Annotated in this window: 14 protein-coding genes and 1 riboswitch; of the genes, 9 read left to right on the forward strand and 5 right to left on the reverse strand. The window is 70.3% G+C overall.

Annotated features, from left to right (window positions below):
• The first annotated feature begins 168 nt into the window (after positions 1 to 168).
• The 3 genes from AC07AG_RS01540 (at position 169) to AC07AG_RS01550 (ending at position 2,821) form a co-directional block, all read left to right on the forward strand.
• Positions 169 to 1,569 (forward strand): tetratricopeptide repeat protein, encoded by a 1,401-nt coding sequence (locus AC07AG_RS01540; protein WP_478750715.1) that lies wholly within the window; start codon positions 169 to 171, stop codon positions 1,567 to 1,569.
• Between the two features lie 190 nt (positions 1,570 to 1,759).
• Complete coding sequence (locus AC07AG_RS01545) at positions 1,760 to 2,260, forward strand: hypothetical protein (RefSeq protein ID WP_478750717.1); 501 nt, start codon at positions 1,760 to 1,762, stop codon at positions 2,258 to 2,260.
• Between the two features lie 174 nt (positions 2,261 to 2,434).
• A complete protein-coding gene (locus AC07AG_RS01550; protein WP_478750719.1) occupies positions 2,435 to 2,821 on the forward strand; it encodes a PPOX class F420-dependent oxidoreductase in 387 nt (128 codons plus the stop codon).
• Between the two features lie 42 nt (positions 2,822 to 2,863).
• Here the strand turns inward: AC07AG_RS01550 and AC07AG_RS01555 are convergent, their stop codons facing one another.
• On the reverse strand, positions 2,864 to 3,892 hold the full coding sequence (locus AC07AG_RS01555; protein ID WP_478750721.1) for a tetratricopeptide repeat protein: 1,029 nt from the start codon (positions 3,890 to 3,892) through the stop codon (positions 2,864 to 2,866).
• A 179-nt stretch (positions 3,893 to 4,071) separates the two neighbouring features.
• Positions 4,072 to 5,172 (reverse strand): hypothetical protein, encoded by a 1,101-nt coding sequence (locus AC07AG_RS01560; RefSeq protein ID WP_478750723.1) that lies wholly within the window; start codon positions 5,170 to 5,172, stop codon positions 4,072 to 4,074.
• Between the two features lie 368 nt (positions 5,173 to 5,540).
• Between AC07AG_RS01560 and AC07AG_RS01565 the strand changes: the two genes are divergently transcribed.
• Positions 5,541 to 7,769, forward strand: a complete 2,229-nt coding sequence (locus tag AC07AG_RS01565; protein ID WP_478750725.1) for an MMPL family transporter — start codon at positions 5,541 to 5,543, stop codon at positions 7,767 to 7,769.
• A gap of 87 nt (positions 7,770 to 7,856) precedes the next feature.
• Here the strand turns inward: AC07AG_RS01565 and AC07AG_RS01570 are convergent, their stop codons facing one another.
• Together AC07AG_RS01570 and AC07AG_RS01575 are read right to left on the reverse strand one after the other, a co-directional pair.
• Positions 7,857 to 8,831 carry a DUF3048 domain-containing protein gene (locus tag AC07AG_RS01570; protein WP_478750726.1) on the reverse strand — a complete coding sequence of 325 codons (975 nt, stop codon included), beginning with the start codon at positions 8,829 to 8,831 and terminating at the stop codon, positions 7,857 to 7,859.
• Positions 8,832 to 9,013: 182 nt separating this feature from the next.
• Positions 9,014 to 10,159 (reverse strand): S1 family peptidase, encoded by a 1,146-nt coding sequence (locus AC07AG_RS01575; RefSeq protein WP_478750728.1) that lies wholly within the window; start codon positions 10,157 to 10,159, stop codon positions 9,014 to 9,016.
• Between the two features lie 218 nt (positions 10,160 to 10,377).
• On the opposite strand from AC07AG_RS01575, the gene AC07AG_RS01580 reads away from it, so the two are divergent.
• Together AC07AG_RS01580 and AC07AG_RS01585 are read left to right on the forward strand one after the other, a co-directional pair.
• Positions 10,378 to 12,642: an ATP-binding cassette domain-containing protein gene (locus AC07AG_RS01580; protein ID WP_478750730.1), complete on the forward strand. Its 2,265-nt coding sequence runs from the start codon at positions 10,378 to 10,380 to the stop codon at positions 12,640 to 12,642.
• A gap of 60 nt (positions 12,643 to 12,702) precedes the next feature.
• Entirely contained in the window at positions 12,703 to 14,664 is a 1,962-nt protein-coding gene (locus tag AC07AG_RS01585; RefSeq protein ID WP_478750732.1) for a M13 family metallopeptidase, read from the forward strand.
• A gap of 112 nt (positions 14,665 to 14,776) precedes the next feature.
• Here the strand turns inward: AC07AG_RS01585 and AC07AG_RS01590 are convergent, their stop codons facing one another.
• Positions 14,777 to 15,556 carry a glutathione S-transferase C-terminal domain-containing protein gene (locus AC07AG_RS01590; RefSeq protein WP_478750734.1) on the reverse strand — a complete coding sequence of 260 codons (780 nt, stop codon included), beginning with the start codon at positions 15,554 to 15,556 and terminating at the stop codon, positions 14,777 to 14,779.
• A 257-nt stretch (positions 15,557 to 15,813) separates the two neighbouring features.
• Positions 15,814 to 15,958, reverse strand: a riboswitch (SAM riboswitch).
• A gap of 247 nt (positions 15,959 to 16,205) precedes the next feature.
• Between AC07AG_RS01590 and AC07AG_RS01595 the strand changes: the two genes are divergently transcribed.
• The 3 genes from AC07AG_RS01595 (at position 16,206) to AC07AG_RS01605 (ending at position 19,157) form a co-directional block, all read left to right on the forward strand.
• The gene (locus tag AC07AG_RS01595; RefSeq protein WP_478750736.1) at positions 16,206 to 16,361 is read left to right on the forward strand and encodes a putative leader peptide; all 156 of its coding nucleotides are present in this window, start codon (positions 16,206 to 16,208) and stop codon (positions 16,359 to 16,361) included.
• Positions 16,362 to 16,467: 106 nt separating this feature from the next.
• Positions 16,468 to 17,694: an LLM class flavin-dependent oxidoreductase gene (locus AC07AG_RS01600; protein ID WP_478750738.1), complete on the forward strand. Its 1,227-nt coding sequence runs from the start codon at positions 16,468 to 16,470 to the stop codon at positions 17,692 to 17,694.
• A 23-nt stretch (positions 17,695 to 17,717) separates the two neighbouring features.
• Entirely contained in the window at positions 17,718 to 19,157 is a 1,440-nt protein-coding gene (locus AC07AG_RS01605; RefSeq protein ID WP_478750740.1) for an NtaA/DmoA family FMN-dependent monooxygenase, read from the forward strand.
• Positions 19,158 to 19,160: the final 3 nt, after the last annotated feature.

Consider the following 19,160-nt stretch of genomic DNA (forward strand, 5'->3'; position numbering starts at 1 on the left):
GTGGGGGGTTAAGGGAGGTTAAGGCGCGGTTCAATGTAGGGGCTGTCGGGAAGCCAGGCAATGCCTGGGACGCAAGGTGGCTGTGGGAGTGGTGAGTTCGCGCCACGTGGTCCCAAATTCCCGTGCATCAGGCGTCGATGGACTTGGCTCGGAACCGGAGAGGAAGAGATGACGGAGAGCGGATCTGGGGGTGTGCGGCTCGACGGGCCCGGGGTGATCGGGCGCCGCGTCCTGCGCCTGCGTACGGAACTCGGGCTCACCCAGCGGCAGTTGGCGGAGCCCGCGTATACGCCTGCCTACGTCTCCACGCTGGAGTCGGGCAAGGTGAGACCCTCCGAGGCGGCCCTCAGGCACCTGGCCGAGCGGCTCGGCGTGACTCCCGAGGAGCTCGCGACGGGGCGCCCCGCCCGCCTCGCCGCGGAGCTGCGCCTACGCCTCACCGACGCGCGGCGCGCCCTGGCCACCGGGGCCCCCGAGGACGCTGCCGCCCTCTTCCGCACCCTGCGCGCCGAGGCCGTCGAGCACGCGCTGCCGGGAGAGCAGGCCACCGCGCTCCTCGGCCTCGGCGAGTGCCTCCTGGAGTCCGGCGACCTCGACGACGCGCACGAGTGCTTCGCATCGGTGGAGCGGCTGCTCGCCGATGAGCCGCTGCCACGCCGCGTCCCCGCCATCCGCGGCCGCGCCAACGCCCACCGCCTCACGGGTGAACTCCGCTACGCCTGCCACCTGTTGGAGACCGCCCTCGACCAGCTCAACGCGTCGGGCCTGCACGACCCCGACGCGCTGCTCCTCCTCTACTCGGCGTCCATCGCCCCGTACATGGACATGGGGGCACCGGAACGCGCCGCCCACGCCGCCGAACTGGCCCTCGCGCTCGCGCCGCGCGTGGACGATCCGGCACTGCTCGCAGGGATGCACCGCGGGGTGGCCCGTACCCTCATCGCCCAGGGCCGTATCGCCGAGGCCGACACATCGCTCGCCAAAGCCCAAGATCTCTATCAGCAGCTGCACATGCGCACCGAACTCGCCCACTGCCACTGGATGCGCGGCTATGTGCACGCCCAGGACGGCGAACTGGAACGCGCCGAGAGCGAACTGCGCACCGCACAGGCCATGCTCACCGCCAAGCGGGCCGCCCTCTACGCCGAGCAGGTCGAGGTGGAACTCGCGGACGTGCTGCGGCGGCGCGGCAAGGCCCGTGAGGCGGAGGCGCTGCTGAGGCCGCTGCTGGCCACCGGCAGGGAGACCGTGGACTCCACGGAGATCCCGGCCCTGCGGGCCGGACGCGGCGCGGTGCACGTGGGCGCGGCGCACCGGCTGCTCGGCCTCATCGCGGAGGAGTGCGGCGACACGGAGGCCGCCGAGGAGCACTACCGCGCCGCACTGCCGCTGCTCGAACGCGCGGGCGTGGCCGGGGACGTGGCCGACCTGTGCTGCCTCCTCGGCGATCTGCTCCGGCGCACGGGGCGGACGGAGGCCGCCCTGGACGCCTACCGCACCGGCCTCGCCCACCGGTCCACTCCGGGCACGACGACACTGGGGCCCGCGCCCGCGCCACCGCCGATGTGAGGGCGGACCGCTGAGCGATTGTCCGGCTTCTGTCACGGTGCTGTGCGCGCGGACAACCTGATGTCCCCTCATGTCCGTCCGCCTGCTAAAAATACGGGCGGCGCAGGGACGCAGACCGCCTTGTGTGCCTGCATCGCAGTATTTCGACAGTTGGGCCCGAGAGGGCCGCAGGGGGAAAGGCAACAGCCTGATGAACCACGCACGCACGACCGCCGCAGTCCTGGCCACGGCGGGGGCGCTCACGGCCGCTCAGCTCGGCCTGGCCGGATCCGCGTCCGCGGCGGACGCACCGAAGGCACCGAAGGCGTCGGCCGCAGCGGCGCAGAGTGCCGGCTGCCCGATCGACATTGTCTACACGTCCCGGTTCTACATCGGTCCGGGTGGCTGGGTGAAGGGCGACGGCTTGTACTTCGGCCTCAAGAACAAGAGCACGAAGACCTTCAAGAAGGTCACCTTCACCGTCAGCAACGTCAAGAACGTCCGCTTCGGCACGGCGAAGGCGAAGGGCGGCAAGGTCACGCACAAGACCTCGAAGACCATCTCCGTCTACGACAAGAGCCTCAAGGGCAAGGCCAGCCTCGGGGTCAGGGTCAAGACGCGCCTGCTGAACACCAGGTCGTACAAGGTGAAGTTCAAGGTCCACGGCAACGGCTGGAACTGCGCCGTCAACCAGGGCACCTGGGGCGCCTGAGCATCGCACGGCCCATGCCTCCGGGACCCGGATCCGTCCGGGTCCCGGAGAGCGGGACCTGGCCGGTGGTGACCGTGAGGTTCGGGTCCACCGCCGGAAGCGAACCTCATCGCGCGTAACATCCGCTCCACAGGCTGTTTGAATCTGAGTCAAACAAGAGGTTGGAGCGGTTAAGTGGACGACGTAGCGCAGGCGGGGCTCGGCGCCGGGAAGTACCTGCTGGTCACCAGTTTCCGCAAGAACGGCAACGGGGTGCCGAGCCCCGTCTGGGTCGTCGAGGACGGCTCCGCGCTCGGCATCTGGACGGTCACGGACTCCTGGAAGGTCAAGCGGATCCGCAACCGCGCCGACGTCCTCATCGGCCCCTGCGACCTGCGGGGCAACCCGACCGGCGAGTCGGTCCCCGCCACCGCCGAGATCTGCGACCCGGAGACGACCGAGCGCTACCGCACCCTCATCAAGCGCAAGTACGGTCTGGTCGGCCGCCTCACCCTGCTCGGCAGCAAGCTCCGGCGCGGCGCGACGGGAACAGTGGGCATCCGCATCACGCCGACCCCGTGACGCCCCGCGTCCGCCGACCGCTTCCCCCGTGCCGCCCCGCCGTCACGTCAGGCTCGGCTCCGCCGCCAGCTCGCCGCGGAAGGCGACGGCCGTCTCCCGCGCGTGACGCAGCCCGATACGCGCGAAGTCACCTTCGAGCTCGGTCAGTTCGGCCAGCGTCTCGCTGTGGTCGCGACCGAGGCGGGCGCGCGACTTGACCAGGCCGAGGCGGGCGAGGGCCACACCGCGCGGCTCCCGCATGACGCTGAACTCATCGAGCGCGATGGCGTACATCTCGCGTGCCGCGTCGTAACTCCCGTCCCGGAACAGGACATTGCCGCGCATCTTGTGGTTGTACGCGAGCGCGCTCGCCAGATCCATGGACCGGCAGATGACCTCCGCCTCCGAGAGCAGTGCGAGTGCCCGCTCCGTCTCGCCCCGCAGCGAGAGGACGTCGGCGACCCCGCGCAGCGACCAGGCGCGCCCCCGCGCGTCCTGCGCGTCGGCCGCGATCCTGACGCACTCCTCGAAGAGTTCGAGCGCCTCGGTGTAGTCGCCGGTGTTCCGCCGCATCTGGGCGATGCCGGACATCGCCCACACCATGTGCCGCGCCTCGCCGTGCGCCCGGCCCTGTTCGAGCAGCTGCTCGTGGAGCGCGGCCACCGCCGCGTAGTCCCCCTGGATGCGTCCCGTCTCGGCGAGCCCGGCGAGCGCGTAGCCGTGCGCGAGCCGTTCACCGCTGTCGGCGGCCAGTGCGACCCCCCAGGTCAAGAGCCTTCGGGCGAGCCGCAGTTGTCCGCACTGGCGGGCGAGCGTGCCGCCGCTCCACAGGGCCCAGGCCATGGCCCCCTCGTCCCCCGCGACGCGCGCGCTGCGGTAGCTCTGGCGCCAGGCGGTCCCCGCGTCGTCCACCTGGCCGAGCCGCCGGTTGGCCTCGGCCAGGGCGAGAGCGGCGCGCGCCCTCTCCAGTGCGGTGTCCGCCTGGGAGAGGGCGCGGTCCGCCGCTGTCAGCACCTCCTCGTAGGAGGAGTTCACCCCGAGTGCCGTGCCCAACTCGCCTTGGTATTCAGGCGCGAATGCCTTGCCGTGCATAGATCCATGACCTCTCGATCAACTCCGTACGTCGGTCTCCGTACGTTGATCAAGAAGCTACGAGCGGGGCGGGGTGCGGCGAATCCCTCCGCGTATGGGTCATTCCGTACGACTCCAGGGCTACGGGAGAGGCCATGGTCATCATCGGGATGTACGGGGAGGGTGGGGTTCCGCCGACGTCAGGCGGCGTCCCCGGTGGGTGCGGCGGCGCCCGTGGTCGCCGCCTGCAAGGCCGTGATGCACGCGGCGATCGACTTCTGCAGCTCCTCCAGGCGCAGCAGCATGTCGTCCTCGTAGATGTCGTCGACCTCGGCGTCGTCGAAGGTCAGCTCCTCGAAGACCTTCGTCGCCTTCTGCAGGCTGCTGTAGAACTTCGCGCGGCGCTCCTGCACCCGCAGCTGCGGGTCGCTCTGGACGGTCTGGGCGACCAGGTCCTTCACGGTGTCGTACGCCTCGCGGGCCCACTCGCCGGAGTCCTCGCCGTCGTCCAGCTCGTCGATGAGGGACAGGTGGCGCTCGGCCTCCTCCTTCAGCTCGGCGGGCGCGTCGATCAGCTGACCCGCCGGCGTCTTGACCTGGCCCTTGTCGACGATCTGACGGACGTAGTCGACGCGGTCGCCCGCCTTGGCCTCGGCCGCCACCGCCTTCTTGAGGTCGTCGGCCCTGACGATGTCGCGCACCATCTCGGTGCGCAGCGCCGGGTCCTCCTCCAGCCGGTCCATCAGCGCGCGCCGCGCCGCCTCCGCGGTGCCGGGGTCGGCGAGGATCGCGGCCCGCAGCGCGGTGGGGTTCTCGGCGACCTCCAGGGCCTTGGTGGGGCGGATGCCCTCGGCCTCGGCGGCCTCCGTGATCGCGGTGCCGCGCGGGGTGAGGGCGCTGGAGCGGGATGCGTAGTACGTCAACCAGACGTCGGAGTCCGGAAGTTCGATGTCCTCGCCGGGCGTGAGCGCCTCGAAGTGGGGTACGAGGCCGTCGTCAGCGGCCTTGTCCCAGGCTTTGTAGTAGCGCATGACGCGCTCGGCGGAGCAGCCGGCCAGCTCGCTGAACTCCTTCGCCGAGACCTTCGGCGTCTCGTCGGCGCCCTGCCCGCCGGGGCGCACGCTGCGCGCCACCTTCAGGGCGAAGGTCCAGCCGCCGGTCCGTGCGTAGGCGCCGAAGTCGCGGGCGTCCCGGGCCACCGGCTCGGGCACGTCGGCCGAGGTGGCATCGGCCGAGGTTGCGTCGGCCGGGGTGGCGTCGGCCGGGTCGGCGGCTTCAGACGGCGCGATGGCAAGAGTCACGAAGGTTCTCCTGGATGGTGATGACAAGTATCTGAGAGCTGACTCGACACCTTATCGCTCCTATTGAGGTGTTATGAGGGCGAGTTGTTGAGTGGTGAAGAGGTGTCCCACGGTACGGAGGCGAATCCTCCGGCGATCAGGCGTGCGGTGTGGGTCCTACACAACATGACCACATCTCCTACCCGAGGATGACCCAGGGTGCACGGCACTACAGCGCCCGTGGGCCGATAGTCCGGCTCTGAGTCTGACTTCCGGGCCTGTCAGGGCCTGGACTATTGAGAGGAAACCTGCTGACCGCCCTGACGTGCGCTGATCGTGCCGCGGGGGGTGTCACCCTGCCTGCCGAAACCGACGGGAGCCCCTTCGCCGTGGCTACGTTCCTCTACAAACTGGGCCGCCTCGCCTTCCGGCGACGCCGCTATGTGGCACTGATGTGGGTGGTGCTGCTAGTCGGCGTCGGCTTCTCCGCGTCGGCCGCACCCGCACCGCCCGAGGACTCCTTCTCCATGCCGGGGACGGAGTCCCAGAAGGCCTTCGACCTCCTCGACGAGAAGTTCCCCGCGGCCAGCGCCGAGGGCGCCACCGCGCGTGTCGTCATCCGCGCCCCCGAGGGCGAGAAGCTGACGCAGTCCGGCCCCAAGAGCGACGTCGAGAAGCTGGTCAAGACCCTGGGCACCGGCCCGCAGGTCTCCGAGGTCGCCGACCCGTACAAGGCCAACGCCGTCAGCAAGGACGGCACCACCGCGTACGCGTCCGTCACGTACAAGGTGGCCGCCACCGAGCTGACCGACAAGGCGCGTGACGCGCTGACCAAGGCCACCGACGACGCCCGCAAGACGGGCTTCACCGTCGAGACCGGCGGCGACGCCGTCATGGCCGAGCAGGAGATGGGCGGCTCCGCCGAACTCATCGGCATCGCGGTCTCCGCGGTCGTCCTGATCATCACCTTCGGCTCGATGGTCGCCGCCGGCATGCCGCTCCTCACCGCCATCATCGGCGTGGGCATCGGCGTCTCGGGCATCGCGGCCCTCGGCAGCGTCCTCGACCTCTCCGCCACGACCTCGACGCTGGCGATGATGATCGGCCTCGCCGTCGGCATCGACTACGCCCTGTTCATCGTCTCCCGCTACCGGGCGGAGATCGCCGACGGCCGGGAGCCCGAGGAGGCAGCGGGCCGCGCCACCGGCACCGCCGGTTCCGCCGTGGTGTTCGCCGGACTCACCGTCATCGTCGCGCTCTCCGGCCTGGCGATCGTCAACATCCCGATCCTCACCAAGATGGGCCTGGCCGCCGCGGGCACGGTCGCGATAGCCGTCCTCATCGCGCTGACCATGATCCCCGCGCTGCTCGGCTTCGCGGGCAAGAAGGTGCTGCGCCGCAAGGACCGCAAGAAGCCCGCAGGCACCCTGAACGACCCGAACGCCAAGCCGAAGCTCGGCACGCGCTGGGCACGCTTCGTGCTGCGCCGCCCGATCCCGGTCCTGCTGCTCGCCGTGGTGGGCCTCGGTGTGGTCGCCGTACCGGCGACCAGCCTGGAGCTCGGCCTGCCCGACGAGGGCACATCGGCACCGGACACCACGCAGCGCAAGGCGTACGACATGCTGTCCGAGTCCTTCGGCGCCGGCTTCAACGGCCCGCTGATGGTCACCGTCGACACCGACAAGGACGAGGGCGCGGCCGCCGCGGCCGGCACCGTCGGCAAGGAGATCGCCAAGATCGACGGCGTCGCCGCCGTCACGCCGGCGAACGGCAACAAGTCCGACGACACCGCGATCTTCAACGTCGTACCGAAGACCGGCCCCAGCGACCACGAGACCGAGAGCGTCGTCAAGACGATCCGCTCGACGGTCGACGGTCTCGGGGACAAGACGGGCTCCGAGGTCCTGGTCACCGGCGCGACCGCCATGACCATCGACTTCTCGCAGACCCTCGACGACGCGCTCCTGCCCTACCTGGGACTCGTCGTCGGCCTGGCCTTCCTGCTCCTGATGCTGGTCTTCCGCTCGGTGCTCGTGCCGCTCAAGGCGGCGCTCGGCTTCCTCCTGTCGGTGGCAGCCGCGCTCGGCGCGGTCGTCGCGGTCTTCCAGTGGGGATGGCTCGCCGACATCGTCGGCGTGGACCAGCCGGGCCCGATCATGAGCATGATGCCGATCTTCATGATCGGCGTGGTCTTCGGCCTCGCGATGGACTACGAGGTCTTCCTCGTGACCCGCATGCGCGAGGCGTACGTCCACGGGGCGCGCCCCGGCGAGTCCGTCGTCACCGGCTTCACGCACGGCGGACGGGTCGTCGCCGCGGCGGCCGTCATCATGATCAGCGTCTTCTCCGGCTTCATCATGGAGAACGACGACATGATCAAGATGATGGGCTTCGGCCTTGCCATCGCCGTCCTCTTCGACGCCTTCGTCGTCCGGATGGCGATCGTCCCCGCCGTGCTCGCCCTCCTGGGCAAGTCCGCGTGGTGGCTGCCGAAGTGGCTCGACAAGCTGCTCCCGAACGTCGACGTGGAGGGCGAGAAGCTGCACAAGCAGCTCGGCGACTTCCCCGAGGCGCGCAAGGACGACGAGGACCGGGAGCTCGCGTCCGTACGCGGCTGAGCACCTGACGCTCCGTGAGGAGTACCCCCCCGTCAGCCCGGTGACCCATCACGGTCACCGGGCTGACGCCTGTCCCGGCCCGCCCGCTCAGCGGTCCGCGAAGACCATCCACACCTGGCCGGGCGCGAAGGGCATCCGCTCTCCGTTGGGGCGGGTGAACGTCGTGCCGCCGGTGGCGCTCGACCGCTTCCAGTGGGTCTTGTACGCCTTGCCGCCCCGCAGGACGGTCGCCCTGCCGCTGCCGATCGTCTTGATGTACGGCGTCGCCGCGCCGTTGACGTCCTTGTAGCGCGACGGGGGCATGTCCACGTACTGGATCACGATCGTCTTCGCGCCGAGACGCGCCCCCGAGGTGCTGCGGGCCGGGGCCCCGTCGAACGACGCGAGCCAGCGGCGCTCCTGGGGCGACCAGTGGAAGGTGTGGCTCGCCGACGCGTAGCGGACGGTCCGCGATGTGGCGGGGGCGCCGCCGGCCGGGGCCGCGCCGAAGCGGAAGCCGATGTCGGTGGGGTGGTCGGCCTTCGGGGCCGAGCGCAGCACGGACCGGGGGCGGACGAAGAGGTTGTGCGGGGCGGGGTGGCTGCCGGTGCGGAAGTAGGCACCCGGGAGTCGGCCGTGCGAGCGGACGTACAGCGGGGACCGCTTGAGCATCTTGCTGAGCGAGCTGCGCACTCCCGAGTAGGCGAGGGCGGGGCGGCCGAACTGCCGCAGCAGCTCGACGTCGGACTCCCGGGCGCTGCGCACCGGGCCGACGTACTGCGGCAGGCGGCTGGAGTAGACCCCCATCAGCCGGCTCATGCCGCCCTCGACCTTCTCCACGTACACGATGTCCGCCTGCGCGAGACCGGTGTGCGGCCGTGCCATGCGCGCGTTGTCGAACTTCACCGCGAGTACCGGGCCCTGATCGGCGTTCACGCCGGTGAAGGGGGAGCGGTCGCGCGGCGGGGCGCCGGGGTCCGCCGGTGCGCTCTCCTGTGCGGCTCCCATGGTGAGCGCGCCCACGGCGACCGTGGCAAGGAGTCGGGTGCCGATGCGGCTGTGGCGGCGGGCCCTGGCGGTCATCGCGGTTCTCCGTCCGTCCCCGAACACGCGGTTCCGGGACCAGTTCGTTCCTGGCAGTGGCAGCCGCAGTCCTTCCTCCGGGGCACCCGCGGTGAACCCGGTTAGGGCCATCCAGCCGCCAGGACTCACCGCAGCGGCGTACGTGCCGGGCCCTTGCGCGAGCCCGGCACGGTCCGCCGCCGTCAGGCCGTGTGCAGGGTCAGTCCGTAGCGCCCGAGGATCTCGTTGATCGGCTGGTGCCAGGTCTCGCCACCGCCGCTGCAGTTGCCCCAGCCGCCCGAGGTGACCCCCTGGGCCTGGTCGCCGCTGATGAACGAGCCGCCGGAGTCGCCCGGTTCGGCGCAGACGCTGGTCTTGGTCATCTGGTGGACGGCGCCCTGGCTGTAGTTCACGGTCTCGTTCTTGGCGAGCACGCTGCCGCAGTGCCAGTGCGTGGTGGAACCGGAGCGGCAGATCGACGCTCCCACCGGAGCCTCGGCCGAGCCGCGCACGAGCTGGTCGGAGACGGTGCCCCAGCCGAGAACCACCGGGACGGTCCACCAGCCGTTGCCCACGCTGACGTACGCGTAGTCGTTGTCGGGGAACGAAGAGCCCTGGAAGGTGCCGATGTTCGAGTTGTCCCAGCCGCGCACCGCGGCTCCCGCCTGCCCGCAGTGGCCCGCCGTGACGAACCCTCCGTGCACCGAGAAGCCGATGGAGCAGCGGACGTTGCCTGTGTAGTACGGGTCGCCGCCCACGGTCCCCGCCGCGAAGGTGCTCGGCGCCTTGCCGACCGTCTCGACCTGCACGGGGCCCGCCTCGCGGGCACGCTCGACGAAGCGTTGGACATCGTTGTCGTCCTGCTGAGAGGCGACGACGTTCACCACGACCTTGTTGCTGCGGGGCGCCACGTGCCAGCTGCTGACGCCCTTGGGCGCGGGCAGGGCGTCGATGCGTTCCTTGGCGGCGTCCAGTTCCTTCGCGCTGTGGCGGACCACGCGGACGGCGGCGCCGGCCTCGCGCAGGGCGTCGGTCCTGCCCGCGCTGGTGGTGGCGACGGTCAGCTTTCCGGTGTCCGCGTCGTACCAGGACCCGGCATAGGAGGATCCGGCCGCTCGCTGTGCGGCGCGGTCGACGCGGATCGCGGTCTTCTCGGAGGCGAGTCGGGCGCGCGCCTGGCTCGCGGTGAGCCCGAGGTCGTCCTGCAGGGCGGTGAGCATGCCCGCGGAGGCGTGGGGAGCGGAGGGTGCGGGGGCGGCGCTCGCGGTGGGGGCGAGCGAGGCGCTCGCCCAGGTGCCGACCAGGAGCAAGGAGGAGAAGGCGATGCGCACTCCGGTTCTGCGTCTCATGGCAGTGCCCTTTCTGTCGTTCCATCGTGGTGGGGAGGAACAGGGTGATGAGAGCGCTCTCACGATGAGTTCAGGCGGAGCATAGGAGCGGCTTGGTCGTCATGTCCATACCAACTCAGCGCCATTGGGCGGCAATTGGTGTCGGAAAATTGATGCCGGACGAGGACTGGGTACGGTGTACGCTTTTCCTTCCGCCCGGTTCAGGCCAAGGAGCATCAGTGACGGTCACCCCCGCCGACAGCCACAACGTGATTCAGGTGCGAGGCGCCCGCGAGAACAACTTGCGCGACGTCTCGCTCGACATCCCCAAGCGGCGGCTCACCGTCTTCACCGGAGTCTCGGGCTCCGGGAAGTCCTCGCTCGTCTTCGGGACCATCGCCGCCGAGTCCCAGCGGCTGATCAACGAGACGTACACCGCGTTCATCCAGTCGTTCATGCCGAGCCTGGGCCGCCCCGACGTGGACGGCCTGCGCAATCTCAGCGCGGCGATCGTCGTCGACCAGGAGCGGATGGGCGCCAACTCGCGCTCCACGGTGGGCACCGCCACCGACGCGTACACCATGCTCAGGATCATTTTCAGCCGCCTCGGCGTCCCGGAGATAGGGACATCGGGCGCCTTCAGCTTCAATCTGCCCGAAGGCATGTGCCCCGAGTGCGAGGGCACCGGGGAGGCCTCCACGGTCGACGTCGACCAGCTCGTGGACCGCGAGCTCTCGCTGAACGAGGGCGCGATCACGATCCCGTACTACGCGGTGGACTCCTGGAGCTGGCAGATCATGGTCAACTCCGGTTTCCACGACCCGGACAAGAAGCTCAAGGACTACACCGAGCAGGAGTGGAACGACCTCCTGCACAAGCCCCCGGTCAAGGTGAAGGTGGGCTCGAACGGCTTCACGTACGAAGGCCTGATCGCCAAGATGCAGCGGACCTGGCTCGCCAAGGACCGCGAATCCCTCCAGTCCCACATCAAGACCTTCGTGGACCGGGCCGTGGTGTTCGCGCGGTGCCCGCTGTGCGACGGCACGCGTCTCACCGCGGCGGCGCTGTCGTCGAGGATCGACGGCCTGAACATCGCCGACTGCTCGTCGATGCAGATCAGCGATCTGGCCGTGTTCGTACGCGGACTCGACGACCCCGCTGTCGCGCCGCTGATCACGAGCCTGCGCGAGCTGCTCGAATCGCTGGTCGAGATCGGGCTCGGCTATCTGAGCCTGGACCGCACATCGGGTTCGCTCTCCGGCGGCGAGGCGCAGCGCGTGAAGATGGTCCGCCATCTCGGCTCCAGCATCACCGACGTGACGTACGTCTTCGACGAGCCGACCATCGGCCTGCACCCGCACGACATCCGGCGCATGAACGACCTGCTCATCAGGCTGCGCGACAAGGGCAACACGGTGCTCGTGGTGGAGCACAAGCCCGAGGTCATCGCGATCGCCGACCACGTGGTGGACCTCGGCCCGGGGGCCGGAACGGCGGGCGGCGAGATCTGCTTCACCGGCGACGTGGCGGGGCTCCGCTCCTCCGGCACGCTGACCGGACGGCACCTGGAGCACCGGGCCCAGCTGCGCGAACAGGTGCGCGTGCCCAAGGGGCAGCTGTCCATCAAGGGCGCCGATCTGCACAACCTCAAGGACGTCGAGGTCGACATCCCGCTCGGGGTGCTCGCCGTGGTGACCGGGGTCGCGGGGTCCGGCAAGAGCTCGCTGATCCACGGCTATCTCTCCGGCCGGGAGGGCGTCGTGGTGGCAGACCAGTCGCCGATCCGCGGCTCGCGCCGCTCGAACCCGGCGACCTACACCGGACTGCTCGGCCCGATCCGCACAGCGTTCGCCAAGGCCAACGGCGTCAAGGCCGCGCTGTTCAGCGCGAACTCGGAGGGCGCCTGCCCCAAGTGCAACGGCATCGGGCTCATCTACACCGACCTGGCGATGATGGCCGGGGTGGCGTCCGTCTGCGAGGCCTGCGAGGGGGAGCGCTTCACGGCGGAGGTCCTCACCTACCGGCTGCGCGGCAAGAACATCAGCGAGGTCCTCGGCATGTCGATCGCCGAGGCGCATGACTTCTTCCCCTCGGGCCAGGCGCACACCATCCTCGGCCGCCTCAGCGATGTGGGCCTCGGCTATCTGCGGCTCGGCCAGCCGCTCAACACTCTCTCCGGCGGTGAGCGCCAGCGCCTCAAGCTCGCCATCCACATGGCCGAGAAGTCATCGACGTACGTCCTGGACGAGCCGACCACCGGACTGCACCTGGCCGACGTGGACAAGCTCCTCGCCCTGCTCGACCGCCTCGTCGACGACGGCAACTCGGTGGTCGTCATCGAGCACCACCAGGCGGTGATGGCGCACGCCGACTGGATCATCGACATCGGCCCCGGCGGCGGCCACGACGGCGGTCAAGTGGTGTTCACCGGGACGCCCGCGTCCCTGGTGGCCGATGCGCAGACCGTGACGGCGCAGCACCTGCGGGAGTACGTCGCTGGATGAGGCGTGCCCGCGGTGACCGGCCGATCGTGCTCGGGGGGCGTGTCCGCGTAGGGTGCGTGAATGAGCATGCTGGATGACGCCCGCGCGGGCATGAACCCTGAGATCCGGCCGCAGGACGACCTGTTCGGCCACGTCAACGGTCACTGGCTGGAGACCGAGGCGATCCCCGAGGATCGCTCCAGCTGGGGCCCCTTTGTGCAGTTGGTCGACACGGCCGAGGAACAAGTGAAGGTGATCATCCAGGATCTGGCGTCGGCCGCGTCGTCCGGCGCCGTCCCGGATGACGCGCGCAAGATCGCCACGCTGTACGCCTCCTTCATGGACGAGGAGACGATCGCCGCCCGCGGGCTCGCCCCCGCGCAGCCCTTGATCGACGAGGTCGCGGGGCTGCGGGACACCCGGGAGCTCGCCGCGTTCCTCGGCCGCTTCGAGCGGACCGGCGGCTCCGGCCTCTTCGGCACGTACATCGACACGGACGACCGCGACTCCGACCGCTACCTCTTCAACGTCCTCCAGGGCGGGCTCGGCCTGCCCGACGAGTCGTACTACCGCGAAGAGAAGTTCGCCGAGATCCGCGAGAAGTACGTCGCCTATCTCACCGAGCTCCTCACGCTCGGGCAGCACGCCGCGCCCGCCGAGGCCGCGCAGACGGTCCTCGCCCTGGAGACCCGTCTCGCCGCGGGCCACTGGGAGCGGGCCGAGACGCGTGACGTGCAGAAGACCTACAACCTCCTCACCCTGCACGAACTGATCACCCTGGCGCCGCACTTCGACTGGCGCGGCTATGCCGAGGGGCTCGGCGGCTCGGACGCCACCATCGCCGAGACGTGCGTCCGTCAGCCGTCCTTCTTCCGTCACCTGTCCGCGGTCCTCGACGAGGTGCCGATCGGGCAGTGGCGTGACTGGACGCTGGTCCGGGTGCTCCGCTCGTGCGCTCCGTACCTCACGGACGCGTTCGTCCGGAACAACTTCGAGTTCTACGGCCGCACCCTCAACGGCACCCCGGAGCTGCGCGCCCGGTGGAAGCGGGCGGTCGGTTTCGTCGAGGGCTCCATCGGTGAGGCCGTCGGCAAGGAGTACGTGGCGCGGCACTTCCCGCCGAGCTCCAAGGCGATGATGGACGACCTCGTCGCCAACCTCCTTGAGGCCTACCGTCAGTCGATCGCGCGCCTCGACTGGATGACGGACGAGACGAAGGAGCGCGCGTACGAGAAGCTCGCCACGTTCCGTCCCAAGATCGGCTACCCGGACACCTTCCGCGACTACTCGGCGCTCGAGGTGTCCCCCGACGACCTGCTCGGCAACGCGCACGCGGCGGACGCCTTCGAGTCCGACCGGCAGCTCGCCAAGATCGGTGCGCCGGTGGACCGCGACGAGTGGTTCATGCTGCCGCAGACGGTCAACGCGTACTACAACCCGGGCACCAACGAGATCTGCTTCCCCGCGGGCATCCTGCAGAAGCCGTTCTTCTCGCCCGACGCCGACCCCGCCGAGAACTACGGCGGCATCGGCTCGGTCATCGGCCACGAGATCGGCCACGGCTTCGACGACCAGGGCGCGCAGTACGACGGCGCGGGCAACCTCAACGACTGGTGGACCGCGGCCGACAAGACCGCGTTCGAGGCGAAGTCGAAGGCGCTGGTCAAGCAGTACGACGCCTTCTCGCCCCGCAACCTGCCCGACGAGTTCGTCAACGGCTCCCTGACCGTCGGCGAGAACATCGGCGACCTGGGCGGCCTGACCATCGGGCACACGGCGTACAAGATCGCGCTCGACGGCGCCCCGATGCCCGAGAGCGACGGCACGACCGGCTCGCAGCGGCTCTTCATGAACTGGGCCTACTGCTGGCGCACCAAGCGCCGCAAGGAGCAGGAGCAGCAGTACCTCACCATCGACCCGCACTCGCCGCCCGAGTTCCGGGCCAACATCGTCCGCAACCTCGACGAGTTCCACGAGGCGTTCGGGACGGCGGAGGGCGACGGTCTCTGGCTGGACCGCGCGGAGCGCGTCCGGATCTGGTGATCCACCGGCGGCCGCGGCGATCCTGCCGCGGCCGCCGCTGCGAGAACCGCACAACGGGTGGTCCCTGATGAGGGAGTCCGAGCGGCGAACACACCAGCACGCACGGCCAGGGCTACCTCGACGGCGGGGTGGAGAGCGGGGAACGGGTGGCGCGGGAGGTGCTCGCGGCCCTGGGGTGAGGGCCGTTGGCGTAGAAGGCGGGGTGGGTGTGCAGGCGGCGGACGTAGGCGCGGACGTGGGGGTGGGAGTCGCCGGGCTCGGCCGCGTCCGGAGTGGGGTGGACCAGCGCTGCCCACAAGTCCACGTCCACTGCGGTGAGTTCGTCGCCCACGAGGTACGGGTGGGAGGCCAGACGGCTGTCGAGTCGGTCCAGCGTCTCGTGGGTGAGGGGGCTCGCGAGGAGTTCGTGCCAGGTGTCGATGTGCGCTGCCAGGGCCGATGGGCGCAGGCGAGGGCCGCTGCCGTGCGCGGCGAGGCGGCAGGCGAGGTCGCGCAGGATGTCGGGCGTGTGGTTGCTGACGACGTGCCCGCTCCAGCGGTCGCACAGGGCGGGAACGGTCAAGGGGCCGTCGAAGTGGTGCTCGGTGGCCTCGTAGCAGCGGTGCAGCGCGTCGAGTTCCGCCGCGGTGGTGTGCGGTGTCAGGAGCGTGGTGGTGACCGACTCCCGGAGCCCGAGCAGGTCGAGGGTGATCGAGACGCGCAAGGAGCGCGGACATCCGGCAGAGAGGTACAGGTGGTAGCGGTGCGGCGCCGGGTAGAAGCCGCCGGCCAGGTCGGCGCCGATGCGGCTGCGGATCGGCGCGCGACAGCTGCCGCCCGGGACGGTTTCGTGCGGGGGACACGGATCCGCGAGGGAAGCCGGGTGGGACGGGTGCGACGTGGTCTCGGGCATGGCTCTCCAGACAGGTGAGGGGGCGCGCCGACCGCGCGCACGGCGGCGGTGGCACAGCGGAGGGAGAGGGGTGACGCGTGGACGTCAGACGGCTGGAGCCGATGCGCTGCACACGCGCAGCAGGTCGATGTGCAGCCGTCTGGTCAACACGCGGGGGCGGGGCCGGGGCGCGGACAGGAGAGGCCGCTGGGTGCTGTTCCTCTCACCGACCGCCCTGGACATGTCCACCAGCCCTGCCGTCGAGGCCCGTTGCCACCGGGCCGCGCTTGCCCCGCCGCCACGGCGGGACCCGGTCGTCACCCGGGGCACCCCGTCGCGGCGGAAGGGTTGCCTGTCAGCGGGCCGGGGCCGATGAACCGCTCGGGCAGGGAGCCTGCCGGGCGGGCGCTGACAATCGTGACCGTCCCCGGAAGTCTGGGTCCGGGCACAGGGCCCCGTCAAGAAGGCCGTGCGACTCCCTGCCCGGAGGCGGAACAGAAGGAGTGGCCCGGCGGTTGTCCTTGACGGAGACGGACGACGAGGCGCGTACGGCGATGTGAGGACGCCCATGATCGACGGGCATTGCGCACCGCTGGGACCTCACGTAACGTCCCGAGCAGGTTACGAGTATCGGCGTCAAGCCCTGGCTTGCCGAGCGGAGGTGGCGGACATGTCGGCGGTCTCCGCTGTGCCGTCCACGTCGTCCGTGCTGCCGCCCGTGTCCGACCTGCGTGTCGTCACGATCGCCCCGAGCCGCCAGGTGCATCTGTACTCCCGGCCGCACATCGACCTCCAGCGCGTCGCCGGCGCGCTCTGTCGTTCCTGACCCGTCACCCCGCCGCCGCACCCTCGGAACCGAGGGGCCGGTGTTCTCGTACGGTCGATCAGGAAGGCACTCCTTCGTGTCGTCATCACCCTCACCCTCGTCCGCGTTGCCCTCTTCCGCTCCCTCCGCTGCCTCGCTGCACCTCGCCGTCGCGCTGGACGGCGCGGGCTGGCACCCCGCCGCCTGGCGCGAACCCGACGCCCGCCCAAGGGAGTTGCTCACCGCTCAGTACTGGGCCGATCTGGTCACCGAGGCCGAACGCGGCCTGTTGGACTTCGTGACGATCGAGGACGGACTCGGCCTCCAGTCCTCGCACTTCACCGAACCCGACGGACGCACCGATCAGGTACGAGGGCGGCTCGACGCCGTCCTCATCGCCGCCCGTGTCGCGCCCCTGACCCGTCACATCGGGCTTGTGCCGACCGTGGTGGCCACGCACACGGAGCCCTTCCACATATCCAAGGCGATCGCCACGCTCGACTACGTCAGCGAAGGCCGCGCCGGCGTCCGCGTGCAGGTGTCCGCACGCCGGAACGAGGCCGCGCACTTCGGCCGCCGCACCTTCCCCGCCTTCCGCATCGAGGACCTCGGAACACCGGCCGTACGGGAGTTGACCGCCGACCTCTTCGACGAGGCGGCCGACTACATCGAAGCCGTGCGCAGGCTCTGGGACAGCTGGGAGGACGACGCGGAGATCAGGGACGTCGCCACCGGCCGCTTCATCGACCGCGACAAGCTGCACTACATCGACTTCGAGGGCAAGCACTTCAGCGTCAAGGGTCCCTCGATCACGCCCCGGCCGCCCCAGGGCCGCCCCGTCGTCAGCGCGCTCGCCCACGACAGCGCCAGTGACGATCCGTTCCAGTTCCTCGGCCGCTCCGCCGACATCGGATATGTCACCCCGCGCGACGCCGGGCACGCACGCGCCGTCGTCACGGCCGTCCGTGCCGAACAGGACGCGGCCGGGCGGACCGATGAGCCCCTGCACCTCTTCGGCGACCTGGTGGTGTTCCTCGACGACGACCCGGCCGCCGCCGTGGCCCGGCGGGAGCGTCTGGACGCCCTCGCGGGTCAGCCGTACACCAGTGACGCGCGGGTGTTCACCGGCACGCCCGCCCAACTGGCGGACCTGCTGCAGGAGTGGGGGCAGGCCGGGCTGACCGGATTCCGGCTGCGTCCCGCCGTCGTCGGGCACGACCTCCCGGCGATCACTCAGGGCCTGGTGCCCGAACTCCAGCGCCGCGGCGCCTTCCGGCGCGCGTACGAAGCCGACACCTTGCGCGGCCTGCTGGGCCTGACCCGCCCCGCGAGCCGCTACGCCGCCACCGCCTGAGCCGGACCGGAAGGGACCCCGTCATGAGCAAGTCACCGGACAAGCCGCTCAAGCAGATCCACCTCGCGGCACACTTCCCCGGCGTCAACAACACCACCGTATGGAGCGACCCCGAGGCCGGGAGCCACATCGAGTTCAGCTCCTTCGCGCATTTCGCGCGGACCGCCGAGCGCGCCAAGTTCGACTTCCTGTTCCTCGCCGAGGGGCTGCGGCTGCGTGAACAGGGCGGAAAGATCTACGACTTGGACGTCGTGGGACGGCCCGACACCTTCGCCGTTCTCACCGCGCTCGCCGCCGTCACCGAACACCTCGGCCTGACCGGCACCATCAACTCCACCTTCAACGAGCCCTACGAGGTGGCCCGCCAGTTCGCCAGCCTCGACCACCTCTCGGGCGGGCGCGCCGCGTGGAACGTCGTGACCTCCTGGGACGCCTTCACCGGCGAGAACTTCCGCCGCGGCGGATTCCTCCCGCAGGATGAGCGGTACTCCAGGGCGAAGGAATTCCTCGCCACGGCAGGCGAGCTGTTCGACTCCTGGCGCGGGGACGAGATCGTCGCCGACCAGGAGACCGGCACCTTCCTGCGCGACGCGCGGGCAGGAGCCTTCGTCCACCAGGGTCAACACTTCGACATCCAGGGGCAGTTCAACGTCCCGCGCAGCCCCCAGGGGCGACCGGTCGTCTTCCAGGCCGGTGACTCGGACGAGGGGCGCGAGTTCGCGGCCGAGGGCGCCGATGCCATCTTCAGCCGGTACAGCACGCTCAAGGAAGGCCAGGAGTTCTACACGGACGTCAAGGGCCGCCTGGCCCGCCACGGCCGCACCCACGACCAGCTCCTCATCCTGCCCGCCGCGACCTTCGTCCTCGGCGACACGGACGCCGACGCGGAGGAGCTCTCGCGTGAGGTGCGGCGCAAGCAGGTCAGCGGTGCCACGGCCATCAAGCACCTGGAGTTCGTCTGGAACCGCGACCTCTCCGCGTACGACCCGGAAGGCCCGCTGCCCGACATCGATCCGGACGTCGGTGAGCACACCATCGCCCGCGGACGTGCCCAGGTGCGGATGTACCGCGACCCGCTGGCCACCGCGCGCGAGTGGCGCGAGCTCGCTGCCGCGAACAAGTGGTCCATCCGCGACCTCGTCATCGAGACCGGCAACCGCCAGTCCTTCGTCGGCTCCCCGGCCACCGTCGCCGAGACGATCAACTCCTTCGTCCAGGCCGACGCGTCCGACGGCTTCATCCTCGTCCCGCACATCACCCCGGGCGGACTGGACGCCTTCGCCGACACCGTGGTCCCGCTGCTCCAGGAGCGCGGCGTGTTCCGCACGGAGTACGAGGGAACCACCCTGCGCGACCACCTCGGCCTGGCCCACCCCGACGCCGAGGCGCGCCTGCCCGAGCCTTACCCCGAGCCCGTACCCACACCCGAACCCACACCCGTGCCCGCGTCGGCCGACCACTGAGGA

Source organism: Streptomyces sp. NPDC044044, from assembly GCF_056434405.1.